20 protein-coding genes are annotated in these 20,342 nt (G+C 67.6%); 7 read left to right on the top strand and 13 right to left on the bottom strand.

What is annotated here, in order from left to right; genetic code table 11:
• Window positions 1-185: 185 nt before the first annotated feature.
• The 8 genes from fusA to ACF8NF_RS11980 form a co-directional block, all read right to left on the bottom strand.
• A complete protein-coding gene (gene fusA / locus ACF8NF_RS11945; protein ID WP_016448515.1) occupies window positions 186-2,294 on the bottom strand; it encodes an elongation factor G in 2,109 nt (702 codons plus the stop codon).
• Window positions 2,295-2,446: 152 nt separating this feature from the next.
• Window positions 2,447-2,920 (bottom strand): 30S ribosomal protein S7, encoded by a 474-nt coding sequence (gene rpsG, locus ACF8NF_RS11950; RefSeq protein WP_016448516.1) that lies wholly within the window; start codon window positions 2,918-2,920, stop codon window positions 2,447-2,449.
• Window positions 2,921-3,080: 160 nt separating this feature from the next.
• Window positions 3,081-3,458, bottom strand: a complete 378-nt coding sequence (rpsL, locus tag ACF8NF_RS11955; RefSeq protein WP_003059441.1) for a 30S ribosomal protein S12 — start codon at window positions 3,456-3,458, stop codon at window positions 3,081-3,083.
• A gap of 157 nt (window positions 3,459-3,615) precedes the next feature.
• A complete protein-coding gene (locus ACF8NF_RS11960; protein WP_016453570.1) occupies window positions 3,616-4,785 on the bottom strand; it encodes a D-alanyl-D-alanine carboxypeptidase family protein in 1,170 nt (389 codons plus the stop codon).
• Between the two features lie 91 nt (window positions 4,786-4,876).
• Window positions 4,877-5,512 carry an alpha/beta hydrolase gene (locus tag ACF8NF_RS11965; RefSeq protein WP_017405508.1) on the bottom strand — a complete coding sequence of 212 codons (636 nt, stop codon included), beginning with the start codon at window positions 5,510-5,512 and terminating at the stop codon, window positions 4,877-4,879.
• 80 nt (window positions 5,513-5,592) lie between these two features.
• A complete protein-coding gene (locus ACF8NF_RS11970) occupies window positions 5,593-5,967 on the bottom strand; it encodes a ferredoxin (protein ID WP_016448519.1) in 375 nt (124 codons plus the stop codon).
• Window positions 5,968-5,977: 10 nt separating this feature from the next.
• Window positions 5,978-7,132 carry a VanZ family protein gene (locus tag ACF8NF_RS11975; RefSeq protein WP_016448520.1) on the bottom strand — a complete coding sequence of 385 codons (1,155 nt, stop codon included), beginning with the start codon at window positions 7,130-7,132 and terminating at the stop codon, window positions 5,978-5,980.
• A gap of 31 nt (window positions 7,133-7,163) precedes the next feature.
• Complete coding sequence (locus ACF8NF_RS11980) at window positions 7,164-7,592, bottom strand: CopD family protein (protein ID WP_016453572.1); 429 nt, start codon at window positions 7,590-7,592, stop codon at window positions 7,164-7,166.
• A 123-nt stretch (window positions 7,593-7,715) separates the two neighbouring features.
• Between ACF8NF_RS11980 and hemB the strand changes: the two genes are divergently transcribed.
• Window positions 7,716-8,723, top strand: coding sequence for a porphobilinogen synthase (gene hemB, locus ACF8NF_RS11985; protein WP_017405507.1), 1,008 nt, complete (start codon window positions 7,716-7,718; stop codon window positions 8,721-8,723).
• Between the two features lie 4 nt (window positions 8,724-8,727).
• Entirely contained in the window at window positions 8,728-9,945 is a 1,218-nt protein-coding gene (locus ACF8NF_RS11990; protein ID WP_392450644.1) for a magnesium transporter CorA family protein, read from the top strand.
• On the opposite strand, the gene ACF8NF_RS11995 is transcribed toward ACF8NF_RS11990, so the two are convergent.
• Both ACF8NF_RS11995 and ACF8NF_RS12000 read right to left on the bottom strand, forming a co-directional pair.
• The gene (locus ACF8NF_RS11995; RefSeq protein WP_392450645.1) at window positions 9,942-11,900 is read right to left on the bottom strand and encodes an ATP-binding protein; all 1,959 of its coding nucleotides are present in this window, start codon (window positions 11,898-11,900) and stop codon (window positions 9,942-9,944) included. The genes ACF8NF_RS11990 and ACF8NF_RS11995 overlap by 4 nt on opposite strands.
• A 19-nt stretch (window positions 11,901-11,919) precedes the next feature.
• Window positions 11,920-12,657 carry a response regulator gene (locus tag ACF8NF_RS12000; protein ID WP_374006573.1) on the bottom strand — a complete coding sequence of 246 codons (738 nt, stop codon included), beginning with the start codon at window positions 12,655-12,657 and terminating at the stop codon, window positions 11,920-11,922.
• A gap of 218 nt (window positions 12,658-12,875) precedes the next feature.
• On the opposite strand from ACF8NF_RS12000, the gene ACF8NF_RS12005 reads away from it, so the two are divergent.
• The 3 genes from ACF8NF_RS12005 to ACF8NF_RS12015 all read left to right on the top strand — a co-directional run bounded on the left by ACF8NF_RS12005 (window position 12,876) and on the right by ACF8NF_RS12015 (window position 16,695).
• A complete protein-coding gene (locus ACF8NF_RS12005; protein ID WP_392450646.1) occupies window positions 12,876-15,497 on the top strand; it encodes a choice-of-anchor Q domain-containing protein in 2,622 nt (873 codons plus the stop codon).
• Window positions 15,494-16,147 (top strand): molybdopterin-dependent oxidoreductase, encoded by a 654-nt coding sequence (locus tag ACF8NF_RS12010; RefSeq protein WP_392450647.1) that lies wholly within the window; start codon window positions 15,494-15,496, stop codon window positions 16,145-16,147. Before ACF8NF_RS12005 ends, ACF8NF_RS12010 begins: the two co-directional genes overlap by 4 nt.
• 230 nt (window positions 16,148-16,377) lie before the next feature.
• Window positions 16,378-16,695, top strand: coding sequence for a hypothetical protein (locus tag ACF8NF_RS12015; protein ID WP_016448528.1), 318 nt, complete (start codon window positions 16,378-16,380; stop codon window positions 16,693-16,695).
• Here the strand turns inward: ACF8NF_RS12015 and ACF8NF_RS12020 are convergent, their stop codons facing one another.
• On the bottom strand, window positions 16,696-17,388 hold the full coding sequence (locus tag ACF8NF_RS12020; protein WP_016448529.1) for a dienelactone hydrolase family protein: 693 nt from the start codon (window positions 17,386-17,388) through the stop codon (window positions 16,696-16,698).
• 118 nt (window positions 17,389-17,506) lie between these two features.
• Between ACF8NF_RS12020 and ACF8NF_RS12025 the strand changes: the two genes are divergently transcribed.
• Window positions 17,507-18,259 carry an SDR family oxidoreductase gene (locus ACF8NF_RS12025; protein ID WP_016453579.1) on the top strand — a complete coding sequence of 251 codons (753 nt, stop codon included), beginning with the start codon at window positions 17,507-17,509 and terminating at the stop codon, window positions 18,257-18,259.
• A 13-nt stretch (window positions 18,260-18,272) separates the two neighbouring features.
• The gene (locus ACF8NF_RS12030; RefSeq protein WP_016448531.1) at window positions 18,273-18,920 is read left to right on the top strand and encodes a MarC family protein; all 648 of its coding nucleotides are present in this window, start codon (window positions 18,273-18,275) and stop codon (window positions 18,918-18,920) included.
• Window positions 18,921-18,953: 33 nt separating this feature from the next.
• Here ACF8NF_RS12030 and ACF8NF_RS12035 read toward each other — a convergent pair whose 3' ends face one another.
• A complete protein-coding gene (locus tag ACF8NF_RS12035; protein WP_016448532.1) occupies window positions 18,954-19,454 on the bottom strand; it encodes a hemerythrin domain-containing protein in 501 nt (166 codons plus the stop codon).
• Between the two features lie 246 nt (window positions 19,455-19,700).
• The gene (locus ACF8NF_RS12040; RefSeq protein WP_016448533.1) at window positions 19,701-20,288 is read right to left on the bottom strand and encodes a hypothetical protein; all 588 of its coding nucleotides are present in this window, start codon (window positions 20,286-20,288) and stop codon (window positions 19,701-19,703) included.
• Window positions 20,289-20,342: the final 54 nt, after the last annotated feature.

Below are 20,342 nucleotides of genomic sequence, written 5' to 3' on the forward strand. Positions count from 1 at the left end.
CGCTCGAATTTTTCCTTTGCCATGATTTCTCCGAAAGAGCAAAACCTGTGTGATGTTTAAGGTCTGCATCCCATTGCTTGGTCGCCCCGCACAGGTGACAGGACGGCATGGGATCGCAGACCGGCAAAAATCGCAGCCCCTTTTCAGGAGCTGCGACTCAAAAGCCTTCGATTATACAAAAAGCCTTACTTGGCGCGAGCAGCCACGATGGCTTCGGCCACGTTGCGGGGAGCTTCGGCGTAGTGCTTGAACTCCATTGTGTACGTAGCGCGGCCTTGCGTCTGCGAACGCAGCGAAGTGGCGTAGCCGAACATTTCCGACAGCGGCACTTCAGCCTTGATGGACTTGCCACCGCCGGCCATGTCGTCCATGCCCTGGACCATGCCGCGACGTGAGGACAGGTCGCCCATCACGGTGCCGGCGTAGTCTTCAGGCGTCTCGACTTCCACGGCCATCATGGGCTCGAGGATGACGGGGCTGGCCTTCTTGGCGCCTTCCTTGAAGCCGAAGATGGCAGCCATCTTGAAGGCCATTTCGTTCGAGTCCACATCGTGGTACGAACCGAAGGTCAGGCGCACCTTGACGTCCACCACGGGGTAGCCGGCCAGCACGCCGGAAGTCAGCGCCTCGATCACGCCCTTCTCGACCGCAGGGATGTATTCGCGAGGAACCACACCGCCCTTGATTTCGTCGACGAACTCGAAGCCCTTGCCGGCTTCCTGGGGTTCCAGGGTCAGCACGACGTGGCCGTACTGGCCCTTGCCGCCGGACTGGCGAACGAACTTGCCGTCCACATCGGTAACCTTCTGGCGAATGGTTTCGCGGTAGGCCACCTGGGGCTTGCCCACGTTGGCTTCCACGTTGAATTCGCGCTTCATGCGGTCAACGATGATTTCCAGGTGCAGCTCGCCCATGCCGGCGATGATGGTCTGGCCCGATTCTTCATCGGTGCGCACGCGGAAGGACGGATCTTCAGCAGCCAGGCGCGACAGGGCGATGCCCATCTTTTCCTGGTCGGCCTTGGACTTGGGCTCCACGGCCTGTGCAATCACGGGCTCGGGGAAGACCATGCGTTCCAGCACGATGGGAGCTTCGACGGCGCACAGCGTTTCGCCGGTGGTCACGTCCTTCAGGCCCACGCAGGCAGCGATGTCGCCGGCGCGGATTTCTTCGACTTCCACGCGCTCGTTGGCCATCATCTGCACGATACGGCCGATACGCTCCTTCTTGCCCTTGACCGAGTTGAACACGGTGTCGCCCTTGGTCAGGACGCCCGAGTACACGCGCACGAAGGTCAGCTGGCCGACGAACGGGTCGGTCATCAGCTTGAAGGCCAGGGCCGAGAACTTTTCGCCGTCGTCTGCCTTGCGGCTGAGCTTGGTTTCTTCGTTTTCGGGATCGGTACCGGTGACGTCAGGGATGTCCACAGGCGCCGGCAGGTAGTCGATCACGGCGTCCAGCATGCGCTGCACACCCTTGTTCTTGAAGGCGGTACCGCACAGCATGGGCTGGATTTCGGTAGCCAGCGTACGAGCGCGCAGGCCGGCCTTCACGTCTTCTTCGGACAGAGTACCTTCTTCCAGGTACTTGTTCATCAGGTCTTCGCTGGCTTCGGCAGCGGCTTCCACGAGGTTTTCACGCCACTTGTTGGCGGTCTCCACCAGCTCGGCGGGGATTTCGTGGTATTCGAACTTCATGCCTTGCGAGGCTTCGTCCCAGATGATGGCCTTCATCTTGACGAGGTCGACCACGCCCTTGAAGTTTTCTTCGGCACCGATCGGGATCACGACGGGCACGGGGTTGGCCTTCAGGCGCAGCTTCATCTGCTCGACGACCTTGAAGAAGTTGGCGCCGGTACGGTCCATCTTGTTCACGAAGGCCAGACGAGGCACCTTGTACTTGTTGGCCTGACGCCACACGGTTTCCGACTGGGGCTGCACGCCGCCCACGGCGCAGTACACCATGCAGGCGCCGTCCAGCACGCGCATGGAACGCTCCACCTCAATGGTGAAGTCCACGTGGCCGGGGGTGTCGATGATGTTGAAACGGTGCTCGGGGTAGGACAGGTCCATGCCCTTCCAGAAGCAGGTCACTGCAGCGGAAGTGATGGTGATGCCGCGCTCTTGCTCTTGCTCCATCCAGTCGGTCGTAGCAGCGCCGTCGTGCACTTCGCCCAGCTTGTGGGTCACACCGGTGTAGAACAGGATACGTTCGGTGGTGGTGGTTTTGCCGGCGTCGATGTGGGCGGAGATACCGATATTGCGGTAGCGCTCGATGGGGGTCTTGCGAGCCATGATGGATCCTTGATTGATCGTATGGAGGGAGTCTCTGCCCGTTCCAGCCTCATGGTGCAGACGGACAGCAGTCTTATCTGGGGATGCTCCTAATCGAGACAAGGCCGCAGGCAAAAATGCATGCGGCCCGTCTGATCAGGAGCGAAGCGCTCTTAGAAGCGGAAGTGGCTGAACGCCTTGTTGGCTTCGGCCATGCGGTGCACTTCGTCACGGCGCTTCATGGCGCCGCCACGGCCTTCGGTGGCCTCGAGCAGCTCGTTGGCCAGGCGCTGGGCCATGGACTTCTCGCCGCGCTTGCGTGCAGCTTCCTTCAGCCAACGCATGGACAGGGCCAGGCGACGCACGGGACGCACTTCGACGGGCACCTGGTAGTTGGCACCGCCGACGCGGCGGGACTTCACTTCGACCATGGGCTTCACGTTGTTGATGGCAACGATGAAGGCTTCCAGCGGGTCTTTGTCAGGGTGCTTCTTTTGAATCAGGTCCAGGGCACCGTAGATGATGCGTTCTGCGACCGCCTTCTTGCCGCCTTCCATGATCACGTTCATGAACTTGGACAGCTCGACATTGCCGAACTTGGGATCCGGCAGGATTTCACGTTTGGGGACTTCGCGACGACGTGGCATTTTTTACCTCTATCTTGCTTCAGTTGGCGTCTTTTCAGACACCGCGAGAGCCAACAGGACTCCCACTTACTCGACCCGCGCAAAACACTTGCGTTTGGGGTCACTACGCTGGATCTCGCGCCACGCGGGATACAGCACCTTCTTCGAAAAAACGCAGGGCTTACTTGGCCTTGGGCTTCTTCGCGCCGTACTTGGAACGGGCTTGCTTGCGGTCCTTGACGCCTTGCAGGTCAAGGGAGCCACGCACGATGTGGTAACGCACACCGGGCAAGTCCTTCACACGGCCGCCGCGCACCAGCACAACGCTGTGCTCTTGCAGGTTGTGGCCTTCACCACCGATGTAGGAGATGACCTCGAAGCCGTTGGTCAGGCGCACCTTGGCAACCTTACGCAGAGCGGAGTTAGGCTTCTTGGGCGTCGTGGTGTACACACGGGTGCACACGCCGCGGCGCTGAGGGCAGTTTTCCATAGCAGGGCTCTTGGATTTGACAACTTCGACCGTGCGGCCCTGACGCACGAGTTGGTTAATGGTTGGCATTAATAAACGTCCCTAAACGTGAATTGCTTGCGAAAAGCGAAAACGTGAATCCCTTCGGAAATTCCGAAAAGCCCTCGACTGTACCAGCTTGCAGGAGATCGCACAACTGCACCCCCTTCAAACCGGTACGCGAGGGCCTGCGCGACAGGCGCGGGGCTTACTTGATCCAGAGGCGGATCGCATCCCAGGCACGGCCGAAGAAGCCAGCCTGCTCCACGCCTTCAAGCGCCACCAGCGGCACTTCGGCCACGGTGTCGGCCCCCAGCTTGACCTTGAGCGTGCCCATGGCCTGGCCCTTGGTGAACGGAGCGATCAGCGGGTCCTGGCGCACGACTTCGGTGCTCAGCTTGCCGCCACTGCCGGCCGGCACGGTGACCACGATGGGCGTGGTGCGGCCGATCTTGACGGTGCCCGCCTTGCCCTTCCAGACCTCGGGCGTGGCCACGGCCTGCTCGGCATCGAACAGCTTGACCGAGTCGAAGGCCGCATAGCCCCAGTTCAGCAGCTTCTGGCTTTCATTGGCGCGCGCGTTCTCGCTGGCGGCGCCCAGCACGATGGAGATCAGGCGGCGGCTGCCCACGTTGGGCAGATCGCGCTTGGCCGTGGCCACCAGGCAGTAGCCGGCCGCAGCGGTGTGGCCGGTCTTGAGGCCGTCCACGGTCGGGTCGCGGAACAGCAGCGAGTTGCGGTTGGTGCCGTTGGAGGCCGGCGTGCCCGGGTAGAAGTACTTCTTGGTCGAGTAGTAGTGCATGTACTCGGGGAAGTCCTGCATCAGGCGCTGCGCGAGGATGGACAGGTCGCGCGCCGTGGTCAGGTGGCCGGGCTCGGTCAGGCCTTCGGGGTTCTTGTAGCTGGTGTTCTTCATGCCCAGCGCCTTGGCCTGCTCGTTCATGAGCCGCACGAAGTTCTCGGCCGAGCCGCCCACGCCTTCGGCCAGGGCCATGGTGGCGTCGTTGCCGGACTGCACGATCATGCCCTTGATCAGGTCATCCACCGGCACCTGCATCTTGGGGTCGATGAACATGCGCGAGCCCGGCATCTTCCAGGCGCGCTCGCTGACGGGCAGGCGCTGCTCCAGCGTGATCTTCTTGGCACGCAGTGCGTCGAAGACCAGGTAGCCGGTCATGAGCTTGGTCAGCGAGGCCTGCTCGATGGGCGCATCGATGTCCTTGGCACCCAGCACCTGGTTGGCGGTGACATCGACCAGCAGATAGTTGCGCGCCGCGATCTCGGGCGGCTGGGGCGGGGTGATCTGCGCCAGCGCCAGGGCCGGCGCCATGGCCGCTGCCAGTGCCAGGACTCGCAGCGTGGAGGAAATGGGCTTCATGAGGAAAACTCTCGCTAAAGGGCAGGTAAAGCAGGAAAGGCGGAAGATGCCCGCCGGCTGGGGCGGGCCTATTGAGCAGCGGCGCGGGCCGCTAGGGAAGTGAGCGCAAATGGCGGACCACGAGACTCTTGAGCAGCGGCAATTGTCCGTGAAAGAAATGACCGCCCCCGGGCACGACGGTAACAGGCAGTATCTGCGGGCGCGCCCAGTCCATGACGGCCGACAGCGGCACCGTGTCATCGGCCTCGCCGTGCACCACCAATGTCCGGTCATGGGCTTCGGGCGGCACGGGGGCCACCGAGAAACGGCTGGCCGCCGTGCCCACCAGCACAGCCTTTTCCACCCGGCCTTCATTCCACAGGCCCGCCAGCACATGGCTGGTGACGAAGGCGCCGAAGGAAAAGCCCGCCAGCGCGATCGGCCCTTCGGGAGCGACCTGGCGGACCACGGACAGCATGTCCTCGGCCTCGCCGATGCCTGCGTCGTGCTCGCCGGCACTGGCACCCACGCCACGGAAGTTGAAGCGTACGGCCGTGTAGCCGCACTGCACGAAGGCCCGCGCCAGGGTCTGCACCACCTTGTTGTCCATGGTGCCGCCAAACAGCGGATGGGGGTGGGCGATGATGGCCACGCCGCGCGCAGTCGCATCGGCGGCCGGCGCGTCGCGCAGGGCCTCCACGGCCCCGGCAAGGCCGGTCAGGGTCAAACGTTCGGTCTGCGCATTCACAATCGCTATCCTAGTAGTAGCAGCCAGTCCAAGCTGACAAAGCACTGATGCCCGGAAAGGCCCAAAGTTCCAGCCGGTGCTCAGCGGCCCACGTCGGGCGGCAGCAGCAGGCGCTCCACGGGCTGGCCGTTCTTGAGATGGGACTCGACGATCTCGTCGATATCGGTCTCGTCCACGAAGGTGTACCAGGTGCCTTCGGGGTAGACCACGGCCACGGGCCCGCCCGCGCAGCGGTCCAGGCAGCCGGCCTTGTTCACGCGCACCTGGCCCTTGCCGGCCAGGCCCAGCTGCTTGACCTGCTTCTTGCAGTGGTCGAAGCCTGCCTTGGCGCCGTGCAGCGCACAGCAGTCCTCGCCGCCAGGCCTCTCGTTGAGGCAAAAGAAGATGTGGCGCGCATAGTAGTTGCCTGCGCCTTGCTGGCCGCCTTCGGCCCCGGGACGTGGGTTTTCGCTCATGCAACGGATTCTAGGCCTGCGTCTGCTGCCCCGAAGGCGCCGGGGGCGCTGAAGGTGCAGGCGGCAGCGGCCCTGCATCGCGGCGCGCCACCCTGAGCAGCACGTAGACCAGGGTGGCATAGGGCCACAGCCAGCCCAGCCACTGCCCCAGCCCGTAGAAGCGGATGAAACGCCCCTGCTCCCAGGCCTGCAGCGTCTCGGAGAAATAGGCACTGGTGGGCGCCTGGTTCAGGATGCTCAGTTGCAGCACCAGCACCAGCATCAGCAGGGCTGCACAGGCGCGGCGCGGCAGCGGCAGGGCCACCATGGCCAGGCCCACGCCGCCCCATACGCCCATGCGCACCGGCAGGTCCACCCACTCCCAGGCATGGGCAGGCCCCCAGCTCAGCGCGGCCGACATCGCCGAGACCGCGATGCCGATCACGATGGCCGAGCCCGCCAGCACGGCGCGCCGGCCCATGTGGCGCATCACGCAATAGGCCAGCAGGCAGGGCACCCACAGGCCCAGCATCACGCACAGCATCTCGGTCACGGGCGACAGCGGCGTCAGGGCCGACTCGCGCAGAGGAAGCCACATGAGAAAGGGCGTGCCTTCGAGCAGGTCCAGCAGGCCCTGCTCCAGCCGCTCCAGCACCTGGCCCAAACCGAAGGGCACGGCGGCGGGAAAGAGCAGCGCCCAGGGCCACAGCGCCAGCAGCACCATGGCGCCGCCGCCATCCTCGCCCAGCCAATGGGTGCGAAAGGCGCTCCAGCGCGCCAGGGCGCCCAGGCGCTCCAGCAGCAGCGCCACCAGCGCGCCCAACAAGGTGCCGCCCGCATTGAGCACCAGATCCAGGTTGGAGGGAACGCGCCGCGGCAGGTAGATCTGCAGGAACTCCATGGACAGCGACAGCAGGGTGCCTGCCAGCGCCGCCAGCGGCACGGCCGCGCGCGGGCTGCCGCTGCGCACCAGGGCCAGCGCCAGGAAAAAGCCCAGCGGCGCGTAGCCGACGATATTGGTATTGACGTCGAACCAGGTCCAGTACGGCGGCGGGATCTTTGCCGTCAGGAAGACCAGCGGATCAATGCCCTGGGCACGCCAGCCATCGAAGGGAAACAGGCTGGCGAAAACGATGAGCACCGCATAGACCAGTGCCAGCGGCCAGGCCGAAGTCCTTTGCACCACGCCCTGCCTCCCTCTTCGTTGGAACGGTTTCTCAGAAAGGTTTGACGACCACCAGGATGACGATGGCCGCCAGCAGCAGCACCGGCACCTCGTTGAAGAAGCGGAACCAGCGGTGGCTGTGCTGGTCCCGGTTGTCGATCAGCTTGCGCAGCAGGCGCCCGCAGGCATGGTGGTAGCCGATGACCAGCAGCACGCCGGCCAGCTTGGCATGCATCCAGCCGTTGCCCGGCCCCTTGCCGATGCCGTAGCCCAGGTACAGCCACAGGCCCAGGCCCAATGCGGGCACGGCCAGCAGCGTGGTGAAGCGCAGCAGCTTGCGTGCCATGAGCAGCAGGCGCTCGCGCTCGGCCACCGAGCCGGGCGTGACCATGGCCACGTTGACGAAGATGCGAGGCAGATAGAACAGGCCCGCGAACCAGCTTGCCACGAAAACGATATGAAAGGCTTTGACCCACAGCATGCGGGCAGTGTACGTGCGTACAGGGGTGCGCCAGGCTGCGCAGGCGCAAAAGCCGAGTCCCGCGTGCCGGCGTCGTCGCCGGGGTTGCGGGGCCTGCGGCGGGAATGGGGCACAATTTTCGGCATGCATCTGTCCAGCCCCACCCCCTTCCCGCACAACCGCCCCCGCCGCCTGCGCCGCGATGCCTTCACGCGCAATCTGGTGCGCGAGAACGTGCTCACGGCCCATGACTTCATCTACCCCGTGTTCGTGCACGAAGGCACGAACCAGCGTGAGGCCGTGCCCTCCATGCCCGGCGTGGACCGCCTGAGCCTGGACCTGCTGCTGCCCGTGGCAGAGCAGTGCGTGCAGCTGGAGATCCCGTTCCTGGCGCTGTTCCCCGCCATCGAGACCTCGCTGAAGACGCCCGACGGCAAGGAGGCGCTCAACCCCGATGGCCTGATCCCGCGCGTGGTGCGGGCGCTCAAGAAGGAGTTCCCGCAACTGGGCGTGATGACCGATGTGGCCCTGGACCCCTACACCAGCCACGGCCAGGACGGCATCCTCGACGAGTCCGGCTACATCATCAACGACGAGACCGTGCAGGTCCTGGTGGGCCAGGCCCTCACCCATGCCGAGGCCGGCGTGGACATGGTGGCGCCCAGCGACATGATGGACGGCCGCATCGGCGCCATCCGCGAGGCGCTAGAGGCCCACGGCCACATCCACACCCGCATCATGGCCTACAGCGCCAAGTACGCCAGCGCCTTCTACGGCCCGTTCCGCGATGCCGTGGGCACGCGCGGCGCGCTGGGCAAGGCCGACAAGAACGTCTACCAGATGGACCCCGCCAACACCGATGAGGCCCTGCGCGAAGTCGCCCAGGACCTGGCCGAGGGTGCCGACATGGTCATGGTCAAGCCCGGCATGCCGTACCTGGACGTGGTGCGCCGCGTCAAGGACGAATTCGGCGTGCCCACCTTCGCCTACCAGGTCAGCGGCGAGTACGCCATGCTCAAGGCCGCCGCCGCCAACGGCTGGCTGGACCATGACCAGGTGATGATGGAATCGCTGCTGGCCTTCAAGCGCGCGGGTGCCGACGGCATCCTGACCTACTTCGCCATCGACGCCGCGCGCAAGCTGCGCGGCTGAACGCATGCCGCCGGTGACGCCGCCCACGGGCACGGGAGCCGCTCCCCCAGCCGGGAACGCCAGGAGCATGCGCATCTTCCACCTGCAGCCGGGCGGCGCCACCGAACTGGCCGACCTGCCCGGGCAGGCGCCCGCGCAGGGCTTCCTGTGGATCTCCTGCACCCGCGCCACCTTGCAGGAGCGGCTGGCCGAGGTGCAGCGCACGCTGCAGCTGCTGTCGGGCCAGCAGCTGGTGGACCTGCATGTCTCGGACCTGCTCAACGCCCAGCTGCCATCGCGCTACGACTACACCTCGCAGTACGACCTGCTGGTCTTTCGCCGCCTGGCCAGCGGGCAGGCGCGTGCCGCCGCGCAGGCCGGCACGGCCTCTTCGCCTGCGGCGCAGGCGGCGCCCCCCTCGCCTCCCGTGCGCCGCACAGGCCCGCCCGTGCTGCGCAACATCGACACCAGCCCCGTGGGCTTTGCCATGTTCGACCAGGTGCTGCTGTCCGTGCACCCCGACGACTGCACCGTGCGCGACGCCTATGCCGCGCGGCTGCTGGCCGCCATGCCCAGCGATCTGCGCGAGGGACGGCTGAACCCCACATCCGGCACGCGGCTGCCGGCCAGCCCGGCCGACCTCATGCTGCGCGTGGTCAACCTCATCGTGGACGGCTTCCTGGACCTGCGCCGCGAACTGTCGCGCCAGCTGGACCACTGGCAGACCGAGCTGCTGCGCCCGCGCACGCGCTTTGCCAACTGGGGGGCGCTGCTGGACGCACGGCTGGCCCTGCATGAGCTGGACGAAGTCTGCGAAGACCAGCGCGCCGCCGTGCAGGACTGGATCGACGCGCTGGAGACCTGGGCGCCTCCCGAGGGCGTGGCGGCGCTGCGCGAGCTGGACCTGCTCAAGGTGCGCAGCCGCGACGTGCTGGAACACATAGAGCGCGTGGTCCACCACGTGCGGCGGCTGGAGCAAAGCACCGAGACCGTGGTGCAGATGCATTTTTCGGTGCAGAGCAACCGCACCAACGACATCATGCGCACGCTGACCGCGCTGACGGCCGTGTTCCTGCCGCTGAACCTGATTGCCGGCATCTTCGGCATGAACTTCGAGTTCATCCCCCTGGTGCACAAGCAGGACGGCTTCTGGTGGGCCATGGGCTCGATGATGGCGATTGCCGTGGGCCTGACCATGTTCTTCTGGCGCAAGCGCTACATGGCGCGCACGGCGCAGGGCTAGGGCCCCGCCCGCTCCAGCGGCATCCACAGCGTGAAGCGATTGCCGCCGGCCAGCGGCGCCCAGTCCAGCCGCGCCTGCAGCGCCAGCGCGCGCGTGCGCATGTTCGCCAGTCCCTTGCGGCCCTCGGTGGGTGCCTGGGCGCGGTCGAAGGGGTGGCCGTCGTCCTCCACCAGCACCTGCACGCCGGCCCGGCCGTCCAGCGGGGCCTGGGCCGTGCGCACCGTGATCTCGCGCGCGCCGCTGTGCTTGATGATGTTGGTCAGCACCTCCTGCAGGATGCGCAGCACATGCAGAGCGGCCTGCGCGTCCAGCCAGGGCAGCGCGGGCAGGTCGCTCACCTCCCAGTGCAGCCGCAGCCCCGCCCCCTCCAGGCGCGGCCCCAGCCGGTAGCGCAGCCCGGCCAGCAGCGCCAGCAGGTCGCAGTCCAGCGGCTCCAGCGAGTCGATGGACAGCTTCAGGTCATCGATGCACTCCTGCAGCAGTTGCACGAGGTCCACCGTGCCGGCCTGGTTGAACTCCACCACGCGCAGCGCGCTCATCAGCGAGGAGCCCACGCCGTCGTGCATCTCGCGCATCAGGCGCTGGCGCTCCTGCATCAGCGTCTGCTCGCGCTCCACGGCCAGCAGGCGTTCATGGGCCTGGGCCAGCTCCGCCTCCTGGGCCTTGAGCCGTTCCGCCAGATGCAGGTTGGCGTTCTCTGCCACGGCCAGCGCGCCGTTGTAGCGCCGGTAGGCCACCAGCAGGAACAGCGTGAACAGCCCCAGGTACACATAGGGCGTGAGGTAGATGCTCTCCATGCTGATCAGGTAGCTCTGCAGCGCCAGGTCATGGAAGCCGATGGGAAACGACAGCAGCATCCACACCGCCAGCATGGTGCTGCCGCCATCGCGCATGCGCCAGGCGCCCGCCACGGCCATGCACAGCACCAGGATCTCCGGCGGCACCATCAGCAGCCGCAGCAGCGGCAGGATGGTCTCGTGCGCCGGCCCCCACAGCGGCACCGCCACCAGCAGCACCGTGCCCACATAGCCCTGCAGCACCCGGCCCAGCCAGGGCCGGCGCCTGCGCTGCATCAGGCACAGAAAATGGAAGGCCGCCACCGTGGCGCCCATGAGGCCGGCCAGCGTCAGCCAGGAGAACCAGCCGTCCGACAGGGCCAGCCCCTCGCCGTCCACCATGAACTGCAGCGAGCCCAGCAACTGGCACAGCGACATCAGGAAGAACAGCAGGAACACCACATCCCCGCGCCGCCGCTGCAGCGTCCACAGCGCCAGCGCGAACAGGCCCAGCACCAGGTAGGAGCCCGCCGTATAGACCACCAGATCGGCCTGGAGCAGGCTGCGCAGCCGCCAGGACAGGCGCAGCGACTCGGCCGGCCCCGCCCACAGGCTGGACAGCGCCCCGCCCACGCCCTGCTGGCTGGCCATGCGCACATGCACCTGCAGCGGCCTGCCCGGCTGCGCCAGCCCGCCCAGGTCCAGCCACACCGGCCGGTTGAAACTGTTCCACACCCGGCTGCCGCGCGTCTGCCAGGCCAGCGCCCCGTCCACATAGACCGCCACCGTGCCCACCGTCTGCCAGCGCGGGATATACAGGCGCGCGCCCTGCGGCGTGGGCGCCAGCGCCTCGGGCGGCACCACGGCGCGGAACCAGCGCACCTCGGGCGGCGCCGCTGCCAGGTCGCCGCTGCCCGACACGGCCCTGTCGCCCCCATAGGGCAGGTCCACATCGCTCCACGGCGTCGATGCATCCAGCACCGCGTCGTAGGCCGACGCAAGCGCCGCAGGCGGCGCCCAGTGCGGGCTGTCCGACCGCCACAGCTGCGCCTGGCGCAGTTGCACCGCTTCGCCTGCGGCGGGGCCACGCAGCCCGAACGCCCCCGCCAGCAGCATCGCCAGCGCCACCAGTCCCGCCGAAACCAGCAAGACCCTCCCCCGCAGCAGCGGCTGCGTCATCTGCCCACCGTGGCGGCGCTCATTGCCGCCCCTCGGCCAGCCAGCCGCGCTGCAAGGCCACATGCATCATCTGCGTGCGGCTGGACACCTGCAGCTTGCCGTAGATGCGCCGCACGAAGGTGCGCACCGTATGGCGCGACACGCCCAGCTGGCGTGCCACCTCGTCCAGCGTATGGCCGCGCGCCACCAGGCGCAGCACTTCCAGCTCGCGCGCAGACAGCGCCTGCGCGGCGGCCTGCGGCTCCACAGGCCGTTCCAGCCCTGCCACCGCCCCGGCCCGCTGCTGGCGCAGCAGCAGCTTGCGCGCCACCATGGGATTGATGGGGCTGCCGCCCGCGTGCAGGCTGCGCACTTCCTCCAGCACCGCGTCGGCGGCCAGATCCTTGAGCAGATAGCCCATGGCGCCGGCCTCGATGGCGGCCAGCACATGCTGCTCGTCGCCAAAGATGGTGCTGACCATCACCGCCGCCCCGGGGTGGCGGGTGCGCACGGCAGCAATCACCTCCAGGCCGCTGCCGTCGGGCAGGCCCAGGTCCACCAGCATCACGTCCATGGCACCGGCCCCATCGGCCCGGCCGAGCTGGTGCAGGGCCTCCGTGCGGCTGGCTGCCGCCCAGCACAGGACCATGTCCTTCGCGGCATTGATCACGCCCACCAGGGCATGGCGGCAGGCGGCGTCGTCCTCCACCACGGCCACGCGGATGGGTGTGGCGCCACCCGTCGCGGCGGCAGAGGAAGGGTCTGTGTGCGTGTCCATGGAGGTGGAGTGCGTGGCGAGGGCCGCATGTTCACATGGAACAAGACCGCTGTCATGTCGCCCGGATAGGCGACATGGGCGACATGAGCGGCATGGCGACCCCGCCCCTCTCATCGGCCATGTAGCCCGAACGGGGGACATACAGAAAGCCGGACACCCCATAGATTTGCCCTCTTCAGCACATCACCGAGATGCTGTGCCTACCGAGGGGGTCCGCCATGTCCATCATCCACCCGTCTGCTGCAGCCGACGTACCACCCATGCCCACGCCAAGCCCCTGGGTCCGGACATTGCCGGGCCTGACGGTCGGGTTGGCACTGGCCCTTGCCGGCGCCGCGGCCCAGGCCGCCACACTCACCGTCACCACCGCCGGCGAGATTGCAGACACCGAGCCGCTGTCTCGTGCGCAATGCTCGCCTGCCGCAGGCGACCGCAACTGCGACACCCTGCGCGACGCCATCAACCATGCCGCCGATGGCGACACCATCGTCTTCGGCGCGGCCCTGAATGGGCAGACCATCTCGCTGACCCGCTTTACCAACTGCCTGGACACCGGGCAGGCCGCCGGCGCCACCTGCCTGCCGCTGGCCAGCTGGCCCGGCTACGTCTCGCAGTTCGGCCCCAGCGCCTTCTTCATCAGCGGCAAGCGCATCACCATCGATGCCACCGCCAATGGCCTGACGCCCCAGGGCGTGAGCCTGCAGCGCCTCGGTACCGCACCCGGTTTCCGGCTGTTCGACATCGATGCGCAGGGTGGCCTGGTCCTGCGCGGCCTGACCCTGGCCGGGGGGCAGGCCACAGGCGGCTCCAGCCGCTTTGGCGGCGGCGCGCTGGGTGCGGGCGGTGCCATCTTCAATCGGGGCCAGCTCACCATCGAACGCAGCACGCTCACGCGCAATCACGCACAAGGCGGGCAAGGAGGCAGGCTGTCCTTGAACTCCTTTGCAGGTGCCGGCGTGGGCGAGGATGGGACTTTGTCCCCGGGGGGAGGGCCGAACGCTGGCGGCCCGGACGATGGCGGCCTGGGCGGTGGCAGTGGCAGCGCCAGCGGCAAGAACGGCGGCTTCGGTGGTGGCGGCGGCGGCTCCGGTGGTGGCGGATTTGGCGGTGGTGGTGGCCGTCGTGGCAGCGGTGGCGGCTTCGGCGCCGGCAACGGTGGAGGCGGCCCCTTCGACGCTGGCGGTGGCGCAGGCGGCATGGGAGGCGCCATTTTCAACAACGCAGGCACCTTGACGCTGAACCAGGTCACCCTGGCTGGCAACGGTGCACACGGCGGGCTGGGCAACAGCAGCGGCGGCGGCGCCGGCCTGGGTGGCGCCGTTTTCAACTACAACGGCGTGCTCACCATCCGTTTCTCCACCCTGGCCGGCAATACCGTGCAGGCCAATGGCGACGACAACCCGGCCGCGCAAGGCGGCGCCATCTATAGCCTGGGCGATTCCCAGGCCGCCTGCAGTGCGGGTGGCAACATCAGCTGCACCCGCAGCGGTGCCTCGCTGCAGATGCAGGCCAGCATTGTCCAGGACAGCGTGTTCGAGCCGGCCACCAAACAGCCCGCTGGCAGGGACGTGGTGCTGGACCTGCGCAATGGCGGCACCAGCGATGCCAGCGGCAGCAACAATCTGCTGGGCCTGGCGCAGGCCCTGAACAATGCCGACATCAGCGCCCTGGCCTTCACCACGGGCAACCCGCAGCTCGGCCCCCTGGCCAGCCACGGCGGCCCCACCCAGACCATGTTGAACACCACCGGCAGCCCGGCACTGGACGGGGTGGCCTGCACGGCCGCACCCGGCACGGACCAGCGCGGCGTGGTCAGGCCCCAGGGTGCGCGGTGCGACATCGGCGCCGTGGAGGCGAACGTCTTCCAGGCGGCATTGACCGTTCTGACCAGCGGCGCGGGCGGCGTATCGGCGCAGGCCTCCCCGCCTGCAGCCACGGGTGCCATACAGGACTGCGGCCGCCCAGGCGGCCTGTGCCAGGCCGGCTATGGCTACTTCGAAGGCGCGCCCACCCTGGTGACCCTGGCCGCCACGCCCGACGCTGGCCATGCCTTTGCCGCCTGGAGCGGCGCCTGCAGCGGCAGCACGCCCACCTGCAGCGTCACCATCGATGCAGCCAGGAGCGTGCAGGCCAGCTTCACGGCCTTCAGCGTCACGGCAAGCCTGCCCTCCGGCACCTACGGCACGGCCTACAGCCAGCCGCTGGCGCCCGTGCCCAGCGGCGGCGTGGGGCCGTTCAGCTACAGCGTGAGCGGTTTGCCCGCAGGCTTCAGCCAGGCCGCCGGCACCCTCTCGGCCCCAGCCACGCAGGCGGCAGGCAGCTACAGCTTCACGCTGACCGCCACCGATGCCAACGGCGCTACCACCGAAGCCGCAGCCGTGACCGTGGTGATCGGCCCGGCAGCCACCAGCGCCCACCTGTCGGCCTCCCCCGCTGCGCCAGGCCATGGCCAGAGCGTGACTTTCAGCGTCCAGGTCACGCTGCCTGCCGGCGCCAGCGGCACGGTGGATTTCTTGAACGGAACGCAGGTGCTGTGCGCCAGCGTTGCGGTGACCGGCGGGCAGGCCAGCTGCAGCGTGCCCCGGCTGCCACCGGGCACGGCCACGGTGCAGGCGCGCTATGTGCCCGGTGATGGCAATACCTCCGGCTCGGACAGCAACACCGTGACCGTCACGGCGGCCCCCGCACCATCTGCGGCGCCCATTCCAGCGCTGGGCGCCGGGGGGATTGCGCTGCTGAGCCTGCTGACCGCAGCGGGCGCGGCGTTGTCGCGCAGGATGGGCACTTCACGGAAAATCGGCGATGGCACATCGCCACGCACCCCCAGGAGTTCCCCATGACCGCATCCGCAAGCCGGAGCCCGCTTTCACGCCGCAGCCTGCTGGCCGCCAGCGCAGCCACCGGCCTGGCCCTGTGCGAAAGCGCCCTGGCCGCCCCCGCCGCCCCCGCCGCCCCCGGAAAAAGCACCGAAGCCGCCGTGCTCACCATCAGCGGCCCCGGCGTGCGCGGCAACCGGGGGCCGCTGGACCCGGTAGCCGATCTGCTGCTGAAAAACCATGGCCTGGCCTTCGACACGGCCTGGACCACAGGGGCCGGTGCGCTGGAGCGCCTGCCCACGGTGGAGATCACGCCCCATATCGAATACGACGGCCAGCCCCACCGGCTGCGCGGCCCGCTGCTGGCCACCGTGCTGCAGGCGGCCGGAGTGGACAGCGCCGCCGCAGCGGCCAAGGGCCAGTGGATCACCCTGCAGGCCATCGACGGCTACCGCGCCCAGCTGCCGCTGGCGCAGGCCCTGCAATGGCGCATGCTGCTGGCCACGCACATGGACGGCCGGCGCCTGGGCCTGGGCGGCCTGGGCCCGCAATGGGCCATGTACGACGCCGACCGCATTGCGGAGCTGGCCGGCAAGCCCCTGAAGGAACGCTTTGCGCAGGCGCCCTGGGGGCTGTACCACATGGGGCTGCACGCGCAGCAGCCCCAGGGCTGAAGCTGGCTTCAGAGCGCGGCAGGGCGCGCATTTGAAGTACCATTTCGCGATCCCCTCGGGGGATACGGGCTTGGCGGCCCGGAACAACGTAGGCGCAGCAGCCGCACGCCTTTTTCACGAGGCAGCGGCTTTTTTCATCTTCCCGGTGCTGCGCCGGGCACGGTTCCGTTTTTGGCGGGGCTGTGCGGAACCTCCGCAAGGGGGTGCCAGTTCATGCCAAAGGAGCCGCCATGTCTGACCTCGATGCACTCAGCGGAGCACACGCCTCCCCGCCTTTCTTCTCTTCCCCGCAAGTGCCGAGGGAAGAGACCAGCCTGTACTACCCCATTTCCGAATACGAGGTCTATCGCCTCAAGGACTGCATGCACCAGATGGGCCTGGTGATCGACCTGTGCTGCATGGCCGGCCCAGACCAACAACTGAGCGACCTGGGCGGGCTGATGAGCTTCCTGACCGCGCAGCAGCGCGCGCTGCGGGGCACGCTGCAGACCGTGCAGGCGCGCAAGGCGACGCCGGGGCCGGCCTGTGATCCGGACCCCGGGGGTTGATCAGGCCAGGTGCTGGTCGAAGAAGGCCAGCGTGCGGTCGCGCGCCTGCAGGGCGCTGGCCTCGTCGTAGGCGCTGCGCTGGTCGCAGTTGAAGCCGTGGTCAGCGTCGTACAGGTGCACCTGCACATGCTTTTGCGCCTGGGCGAAGGCCTGCACGGCGTCCACGGGAATGTGCGCATCGCGCCGGCCGAAGTGGGCGATGACGGGGCACAGCGGCTCGCGGCCCATCTCCAGCGGCGTGGTCATGCCGCCGCCGTAGTAGCAGGCCGCAGCCGACAGGCTGGGCAGGTTGCAGGCTGCGCGCCAGGCCCACAGGCCGCCCCAGCAAAAGCCCACGATGCCCACCTTGCCGCCGGGCACCAGCGTGGCGGCATGGGCGATGGCGGCCTCGATCTCGGGCAGCACGCCGGGCTGGGGCAGCGCCTCGGCGGCGGATTTCAGCGCCATGCCCTTGGCACGGTCGGCGTCGCCGTAGCCCAGGTCCACACCCGGCTCCACACGCGTGAACAGTGACGGCGCCACGGCCACATAGCCCCGCGCCGCAAGCCGGTCGGTCACGGCGCGGATATGGGCGTTGACGCCGAAGATCTCCTGCAGCACGACGATGGCACCGCGCGCGGGCACGTCGGGGCGGGCCACCCAGGCCGGCGAAGACGTGCCATCCAATGAAGTCAACTGCACAAAACTGCCCATGTCCGCGTTCCTTTCTGTCTGAGAACCTGTTGTGATTTCCCGGTGGGCGGACGCGCCCCGCAATGCTGTAATGGCGGCGGGCCGGCCCGTGCGGCAATTCTTTCACAGGAGACATTCGATGGAACGAAAAGTCGTGCTCATCACCGGCGGCAGCCGCGGCATAGGCGCCGCAACGGCACGCATGGCAGCGCACCGGGGCTGGGACGTGGTGATCAGCTACCAGCACCAGCGCGATGCGGCCGAGGCCGTGGTGGCCGACGTGCAACTGGCCGGCACCCGCGCGCTGGCCGTGCAGGCCGATGTGGGCGACGAAGCCGAGGTGCTGGCCCTGTTCGGTGCGGTGGATGCGCAGTTCGGCCGGCTGGATGCCCTGGTCAACAACGCCGGTGTGGTGGACCGCGCGCAGACCGTGGCCGAGATGAGCGTGCAGCGGCTGGAGCGCATGTTCCGCGTCAATACCATCGGCAGCTTCATCTGCGCGCGCGAGGCCGTGCGGCGCATGAGCACCCGCCACGGCGGACGGGGTGGCGCCATCGTGAACGTCTCCAGCATCGCTTCGCGGCTGGGCGCACCGGGCCAGTACGTGGACTATGCGGCCGCCAAGGGCGCGTTGGACGTGATGACGCTGGGCCTGGCCAAGGAAGTCGCCGCCCAGGGCATACGCGTGAACGCCGTGCGGCCCGGCTTGATAGAGACCGACATCCACGCCAGCGGCGGACAGCCCGACCGCGTCGAGCGCCTGGCGCCCAACGTGCCCATGCAGCGCGGCGGCAGGGCCGAGGAGGTGGCCGACGCCATCCTCTGGCTGATGTCCGACGGCTCGCACTACACCACGGGCAGCCTGGTCGATATCTCGGGCGGCAACCTCTAGCTCCAAGGCAACCATGGACCTCAAACCGCTGATCACTTTGGTGGCCATCATCAACCCGCTGGCCATCGTCCCCTTCTTCATCCACTACACCGAGGGATTCAGCGCCCAGCAGCGCCAGCAGACCATTCGCACGGCGGCGCTGGCCTCGTTCTGCGTGATCGCGGCCTGCGCCATCATCGGGCTGCAGGTGCTGGACTTCTTCAACATCTCGCTGCAGAGCTTCCAGGTGGGCGGCGGCCTGCTGCTGCTGATCAGCGCGATGAACATGCTCAACGCCCGCCCGGCCGAGGAACGGCCCAACGCGCCCACTCTGGCGGCAGGCGCGGAAAAGGCCGCCATGGGCAACAGCATTGCCGTGGTGCCGCTGACGATTCCGCTGCTGACGGGGCCGGCCTCCATGTCCACCGTGGTGATCTATGCCGACCAGGCACGCACCATCTGGCAGCACCTGGCGCTGGTGGGCTATGGCGTGGTGGTGGCCCTGGTGGTGATGGTCTGCTTTTCGCTGGCCGACCCGATTGCGCGCGTGCTGGGCAAGACCGGCATCAACGTGATGACGCGGCTCATGGGCCTGATCCTCGCGGCCCTGGCCGTGGAGGTGATGGCGGGCGGGCTGGTGAAGATCTTCCCCATCCTGGCCTCGCCCGCGATCGTGCCCTGAACGGGCTGGCTGGCCGATTGAAGGCCCGCCGGATCAGGCCGGCACGGCCCGCGCGCGGTCGGCGCTGCCGTCGCAGGCACCGCCGCAGCCCGTGATGGGCTGCTCGGGCAAGGCCTCGGGGTGGGCCAGCGAGCCCGTGGCGGGATCGAAGCCCGCGCTGCGCAGATGCAGGGCCAGCGCCGCATCCATGGTCTGCGCATGGTGCACGAACCAGGCCGCCAGCTCGCCCGCCATGCTGCGGATCACGGCCAGATCCCCCGCTGCCGCCTTGGCCGCGCCCTCTCGCATCACCTGCAGCACCACCTTGTGCTGCAGGCTGTGGCAGTTGGTGCTGGTGAACCGCGTGGACTGCATCCAGCGGTCTTCCTGGTCGAAGTGCACTTGCGTATGCGCGATCAACTCATCCCAGCGCACGCACAGCTGCGCATCATCGGCCGCCTCCACCTCGGCCAGCAGCAGCACGAACTCCTGGTGCACCTCGTCCATGGCCGGCAATTCCAATGCCAGCGCTCCGCTCCATTCCAGCACGGCCATATGCTTCTCCTGCCTTCATCATGAAAGACTGCAGCTTAGGAACAGCACCGCCCAACCCGTTTGACCCACATCAGCCAACCCGAAAACAGCAAAGCCCCGCGAGCGGGGCTTGGTCAAGGCGGATAAAACTGGCGCGCCCCAACATCAGGGACGCCAAGCAAGAGCCGCCTCGCGGCGAGGGCGTCGTCCCCCTCCCCCGCGAAGCGGGTAGAGAGGGGGAAGCGGCGTCAGCCGCTCAGGGGGAGCTTACTGTCCATATTTACGCTTGGCATCCGCCACGCAGGCATCCTTGGCGTCACCGCTCATGGTGTCGCAACGGGCCTTGGCAGCCTTGTAGTCGGCTTCGCGGGTTTCCTCGGCAGCGTCCTTGCGGGTCTCGGCCACGTTGGCGGCCTTGGCGGCAGAGTTGGCGGCAGGTTCGGCCTGGGCCTTGTTCACCTTGGCGGCTTCGACGGCACGCACATGGGCAGCCTTGGCATCCTTCACGCAGACGTCCTTGGCGTCGCCCTTGAGGTCATCGCACTTTTCCTTGGCGATGTCGTAGTCCGCATCAGCCTTGGCCTTGAGTGCCTTTTCGCTGTTCTTGGGCGAAGGATTGCGGCGCGATTCCAGTTCAGCCTTGGCGACGTTTTCCTGGCCCTTGGCCTGCTTCTCGCAGACGTCCTTGGCGTTGTCCTTGAGCGGCTTGCACTGTTCCTTGGCAGCCTTGTAGTCGGCCTCGATCTGGTTCTTGGCGGCCGTGTGCTCGGCATTGGTCATGGCCATGGCGCCGGAGGCCATCAGGCCCAGGGCGACGGCGGACAGCATGTGGCGAAAGCGTTGCGGTGTTTGCATGATGGAACTCCTTGTATTTGTACTGAACCGGCCCTTGGTGCCTGCGGCGGCGGG

Origin of the sequence: Delftia sp. WSY_22, assembly GCF_043104185.1 — a bacterium.
Taxonomy (GTDB): domain Bacteria; phylum Pseudomonadota; class Gammaproteobacteria; order Burkholderiales; family Burkholderiaceae_C; genus Comamonas; species Comamonas tsuruhatensis.

Coding starts and splice junctions, on each gene's coding strand:
- ACF8NF_RS12020 (WP_016448529.1), bottom strand. CDS start 17,388: ATGGGCAGTTTTGTGCAGTTGACTTCATTGGATGGCACGTCTTCGCCG.
- ACF8NF_RS12035 (WP_016448532.1), bottom strand. CDS start 19,454: ATGGCCGTGCTGGAATGGAGCGGAGCGCTGGCATTGGAATTGCCGGCC.
- fusA (WP_016448515.1), bottom strand. CDS start 2,294: ATGGCTCGCAAGACCCCCATCGAGCGCTACCGCAATATCGGTATCTCC.
- ACF8NF_RS12015 (WP_016448528.1), top strand. CDS start 16,378: ATGTCTGACCTCGATGCACTCAGCGGAGCACACGCCTCCCCGCCTTTC.
- ACF8NF_RS11990 (WP_392450644.1), top strand. CDS start 8,728: ATGCCGCCGGTGACGCCGCCCACGGGCACGGGAGCCGCTCCCCCAGCC.
- ACF8NF_RS12000 (WP_374006573.1), bottom strand. CDS start 12,657: ATGGACACGCACACAGACCCTTCCTCTGCCGCCGCGACGGGTGGCGCC.
- rpsL (WP_003059441.1), bottom strand. CDS start 3,458: ATGCCAACCATTAACCAACTCGTGCGTCAGGGCCGCACGGTCGAAGTT.
- hemB (WP_017405507.1), top strand. CDS start 7,716: ATGCATCTGTCCAGCCCCACCCCCTTCCCGCACAACCGCCCCCGCCGC.
- ACF8NF_RS12030 (WP_016448531.1), top strand. CDS start 18,273: ATGGACCTCAAACCGCTGATCACTTTGGTGGCCATCATCAACCCGCTG.
- ACF8NF_RS11980 (WP_016453572.1), bottom strand. CDS start 7,592: ATGCTGTGGGTCAAAGCCTTTCATATCGTTTTCGTGGCAAGCTGGTTC.
- ACF8NF_RS12010 (WP_392450647.1), top strand. CDS start 15,494: ATGACCGCATCCGCAAGCCGGAGCCCGCTTTCACGCCGCAGCCTGCTG.
- ACF8NF_RS12005 (WP_392450646.1), top strand. CDS start 12,876: ATGTCCATCATCCACCCGTCTGCTGCAGCCGACGTACCACCCATGCCC.
- ACF8NF_RS12040 (WP_016448533.1), bottom strand. CDS start 20,288: ATGCAAACACCGCAACGCTTTCGCCACATGCTGTCCGCCGTCGCCCTG.
- ACF8NF_RS12025 (WP_016453579.1), top strand. CDS start 17,507: ATGGAACGAAAAGTCGTGCTCATCACCGGCGGCAGCCGCGGCATAGGC.
- ACF8NF_RS11995 (WP_392450645.1), bottom strand. CDS start 11,900: ATGACGCAGCCGCTGCTGCGGGGGAGGGTCTTGCTGGTTTCGGCGGGA.
- ACF8NF_RS11970 (WP_016448519.1), bottom strand. CDS start 5,967: ATGAGCGAAAACCCACGTCCCGGGGCCGAAGGCGGCCAGCAAGGCGCA.
- ACF8NF_RS11960 (WP_016453570.1), bottom strand. CDS start 4,785: ATGAAGCCCATTTCCTCCACGCTGCGAGTCCTGGCACTGGCAGCGGCC.
- rpsG (WP_016448516.1), bottom strand. CDS start 2,920: ATGCCACGTCGTCGCGAAGTCCCCAAACGTGAAATCCTGCCGGATCCC.